Annotated in this window: 3 protein-coding genes; 2 read left to right on the top strand and 1 reads right to left on the bottom strand. The window is 70.8% G+C overall.

All coding sequences use genetic code 11. The features are described 5' to 3' along the window. Positions 1-33 precede the first annotated feature (33 nt). Entirely contained in the window at positions 34-363 is a 330-nt protein-coding gene (locus tag ACYQ0U_RS22525) for a helix-turn-helix transcriptional regulator (protein ID WP_459976125.1), read from the bottom strand. A gap of 173 nt (positions 364-536) precedes the next feature. On the opposite strand from ACYQ0U_RS22525, the gene ACYQ0U_RS22520 reads away from it, so the two are divergent. Beyond that, positions 537-4475, top strand: a complete 3939-nt coding sequence (locus ACYQ0U_RS22520; protein ID WP_459976124.1) for a putative inorganic carbon transporter subunit DabA — start codon at positions 537-539, stop codon at positions 4473-4475. Further along, positions 4465-4644: hypothetical protein (locus ACYQ0U_RS22515; protein WP_459976123.1), on the top strand; the 180-nt coding region annotated here is incomplete at its 3' end. The genes ACYQ0U_RS22520 and ACYQ0U_RS22515, both read left to right, overlap by 11 nt.

Here is a 4644-nt window from a genome sequence, read left to right as displayed (position 1 = left end):
TGATTTTGGTCCGCGTCGCGCGAGCCGACGGTCCTAACGCGGGAAGATGGCGAGGAGGTCGCTGACCATCGCCGTTGACTCCTCGGGGTGGCGCAGCGGTCCGTCGGGGTGTACCTGGTAGCGGTTGCGCCGCCCGACCTTGGTGCGGCTGAGGTACCCGGCAGCCTCCAGGTCACGCAGGATCGTGCGCGCGGCACGCTCGGTGATCCCGACACGTTGACTGAGTTCGCTCAACAGCACCCCGGGCTCGCGTGCCACCAGCACCAGCACGTGACCGTGGTTGCTCAGAAAGGTCCAGGAACGCTCAGTCGAACTCACCCATCCACCGTAGCGAAGCCATCCGACGCGCGTGGCGCCGCTCACACCCCCCTCATCGGCATCACACTACCGGTACTGTACTTCCTATGACGGTTCTCCGCATTCTTCGTCCGGTCCTGCTCCTTGTCATTGCCGCTGCGATGGCGGTGCTGACGTATAGGCTGACGGCGAGTGGGACGACGTTGGTGCAAGCGGGGCCGCTGCGCTTCGAATTCGGTGTGGTCAATCTGCTGCTGGCCACCTACATCGCAGGGTTGACGTGGTTGCTGGCCGGGTACAGCTCGACCAACTTGCGTGGGCAGCGCCGGTTGCGGCGTTTCGGGGCCCTGTATGTGGGCGTCACGCTGTCCCTGCTGCTGCTTGTGCTCGCCGGCGACCTCTTCACCGTCGCGGTGTGGTGGACGATCAGTGGAGTGCTGCTCGGCTACCTGGTCTCGCACGCGGGAAGCGCGAACGCTGATCGGGCAGCCAGCCGGGTGCAGCGGGCGATGGCGCTGTCCAGCGGGCTGCTGTGGGCGGCGGTCGTTGGTGCTGCTGCCGCCGGGCTCGCGCTGGACGGCAGCGATCCTGCGTCGGCACTGGCCTCGACCCAGGCCACCGTGGTCGCGGTGCTGGTGGTTGTGGCGGGAGTTCTCCGTTCGGCGCTGGCACCGTTCCATCGCTGGCTGCCCGAGACAGCGGAGGCACCCTCGCCGGTCTCGGCGCTGCTGCACGCCGGGATCGTCAACGCCGCCGGGGTCGTCGCGGTGCTCCAGTGGGACCTGCTCAGCGCGCAGCCGACGGTCCTGCTGGTGCTCGCCGTCATCGGTCTGTCCACGGTCGTGTGGTGCTCGTTGGAGCAGCGGGTGCGCCCGGACGTGAAGGGCCGGCTCGCGGCCTCCACCTCAGCCCAGATGGGGTGGATGGCCCTGCAGGTCGGCCTGGGCGCGCCCGCCGCCGCGCTGCTGCACCTGATGGGTCACGGCGCGTGGAAGGCGTGGCTGTTCCTGCGCGCAGGCGGCGCGGTCGTGCGGGCACGACGCGAGTCCGTCAGGGGCCCCGTGACTTGGACGCAAGCGCGGGCACTATCGGTCCTCGCCTTGACCGTTCTGGCCCTGGCTCCCCCAGTGGCGCTGCTGACCCTGGCCGGTCTCGTTGGATGGGGCGGCGTGTCGGCCTCGCCGGTGCACCTGCTCCTGTTCGGAACCGCGATGGCGCTGGGGCTGATCGTGGGTGTGGAGGCAGCGGCCCTCGAGCGCACCACTGCCGGGGTGCGGTGGGTGGTCGCCTCGAGCGGGGGTCTCGTGCTCGCGACCTACCTGTTCGGAGCGATCGTCTTTGAGCAGCAGGTCGCTGCCCGGACCGACCTGTCCCATCCCGACCTGGGGTGGGGCGTCGCGGTGGCGGTCGCGGCAGTCATCGCAGTAGCCCTACTCGCCTGGGGGGCCGCCAGACTGCACCCGGGCAGCCGCCACCCCGTGGCGACCCTGGTCTCCTCGACCTCCCTGCCCCCGCGGACTCGGCCGCTCGGAGGCCAGCGCCGACCCTCCGTCTCACGGTCGCATCACGCGACGATCGCGGCCCCCGCCGAACCGCACGTGGCCACCCACGGTGAGCCGGATGCGGCGCTGGTGCGAAAGACGGTCGAGATGGCCGGCAAGCTCATGGGCCCCGCCTGGCCGTTGCGTGCCACCGTCGCCGTCAACCCCCTGGCGGGTTTGGAGGTCCTGCCCTTCGACACCGCCCTGACCTTGGGCGAACGGTTCCACGGCATCGCGCTGCGGCCCTCCTTCACCTGGTTCCTCGACCTGTACGACCAGGACCGAATCAGCGACGAGACACTGCAGCGTGCCATGGACGACCACGGCGTCGGCGGCGGACCTGCCGGGGTCGCCGGGCTCCTCGACTTGACCCGCGGCATCGTCGCCATGCAGGTGCCCGCCGCCCGGCCCGACGAGTCTGCACCAGCCGCGTCGACTGCAGGTGCGAACCGGGCCGTTGCCGAGGCGCACATGTGGGCGGCGCGAGCCTGGCACCGCGCCGAGGACCGGACCGCGGACCTGCACGGCCCGTGGGACCTGTGGAAGCGGTCAACCCGCCACCCGACGTACCGACTCATCACTGGCTCCCGTGACGCCCAGGCGTTCGCCGCGTCGCTGCCCGATGACCCCGCCCACGCCCTCATGGAGCTGCTCGATCGTGCCGGGCACAGCCGCCAGGACCTCTTCGAGGTAGTCACGAGCCTCCTGGCGGCAGGACCGGGGTGGGTGGCACATGCCCAGTGGCGCGCACACCGCAGCGGCACCGCGAGTCCGCTCGTCGAGCTCGTCGCTCTCCGACTGGCACTCGCCGTGCTGCACGGCGCCCCGATCCTCCCCCCGCCCCTCGAGACCCACGCTCCGGCCAAGGGACCGACGAACTACCTGCTGTTGCAGAAGGTCTGGCTCGACGCGCTCGACCAAACCACCCAAGACCTGCTCTGCCCCCCGCTCGCCGAGCGCCAGGCCCAGCCCATCGATAGCCCCTCGCCCACCCAGGAAGCGGTCAATTCGGTGAGTCAGTCCGTGTGGTGCATCGACGTCCGCTCCGAGCGAATCCGACGGCACCTAGAATCGAGTGGTGCCCACGAGACGTTCGGTTTCGCCGGGTTCTTCGGCATCCTTGGCCGCGTCAACCTCCCCGAGGGCACCTCCTTCGACCAGTGCCCCGTCATCGTCACCCCGACCACCGCGATCGACGTCCCGCACCAACGGCTCCAAACGCTACCTGCGATGACTCTCGCCGCGACCCGCGTCGCGGCCCGGCCGGGACTGGGTTTCGCAGTCGCCGAAGCCGCCGGAGCGGCCGCCTTCGCCGCCGCGCTCACCGCGAACATCGCGCCACGGACATGGCGAGGCATCCTCGACCGAGGCGTCCGCGGCAGCTCCAGCCGCTCTAGCGCCCGGCCCCCCTCGACCACCGACACCAGCACCGACACCCACGCCGGCACTGGCAGCGCTACCGACATCGGCACCGGCGCGGTGGTGCTGCGCGACCTCGCTGACCCCGGCCGGCACCTCACCACGAGTGAGCGGGCCGATGCCGCCGAGGCGATGCTTCGCACGATCGGTCTGACCGCCGGGTTCGCTCCCGTCCTGCTCCTGGCCGGGCACGGCTCGACCACCGAGAACAACGCCTACGCCACCGCCTACGACTGCGGCGCCTGCGGCGGCAACCCCGGCCTGCTCAACGCTGTGGCCATGGCACAGGTCCTCAACGACCCCGCCGTCCGGGTCGAGCTCGACCGCCGCGGCATCCCCATCCCAGCGACCACCCGGGTGCTGGCCGCCCTGCACGACACCACCACCGACGGTGTCACCATCCAGATCACCTCACCAGCCGATGCCCAGGCCGCAGCACGCGTCCAGCCGGCACTCACCGACGCCGGCCGCCGGACCGCAGCCGAACGCCGGACCCAGCTCCCCACCCAAGGACGCCGAACCACCCCGCTGCGGGCAGCCGCCGCTCAGAGCCTGGAAGCACGCGCCACCGACTGGTCCGAACCCATGCCCGAGTGGGGCCTGGCGGGTTGTGCGGCCATCATCGTCGGCCCGCGACACCTCACCCGCGGCATCGACCTCGCCGGCCGCACGTTCCTGCACTCCTACAACCGCCACGACGACCCCGACGGCAGCATCTTGACTGCGATCCTCAACGCGCCGGTGATCGTCAGCCAGTGGATCACCTCGCAGTACTGGTTCTCCTCCGTCGCCCCCACCGTCCTCGGTGCCGGCGACAAGACCACCCACAACGTCCTGGGCGACATCGGCGTCCTCACCGGCGCCCACGGCGACCTGCGCACCGGATTGCCCTGGCAGGCCCTCTTCGCCCACGACCCCGGCACCCGCCCCGACGCCGGCAGCCGCCCCCAGCACGTCCCCTCACGGCACCTCGTCATCATCGACGCCGACCCTGCCGTGCTCGCCACGGCCCTACGCCAGAGCCCGGACGTCATGACGCTGCTCGCCAACGGGTGGCTGCGGCTCGTCGCCCTCGATCAGGGACACGTCGTCGACATCACCACCGTGCTCGCCACCGAGACCGACGCACCCGGGGCCACTCACCCACCCACGCCCCGACCCGGCGACCAGTCCAACCACCAGTCCGGCCATGCCGAAGTGCGGTTCGATGACCGATGAGGTTCGCGCGCCGCTGCCGCAAGGCCACGAGATGGCAGGCGCCTCCGCCGCGGTCGCCACCAAGCATCACAAGACCGCCATCATCGCCCGCGCCCTCAGCGGTCCCTCCGGGCTCCACCTACAGACCGCACCTGTCGACACCGACACACTGGGAACGTTCACCGGAGTG

The organism is Nocardioides pyridinolyticus, from assembly GCF_054653575.1.
Note: the sequence above shows the minus strand (reverse complement) of the source record. Positions and strands in the feature narration are given on the sequence as shown.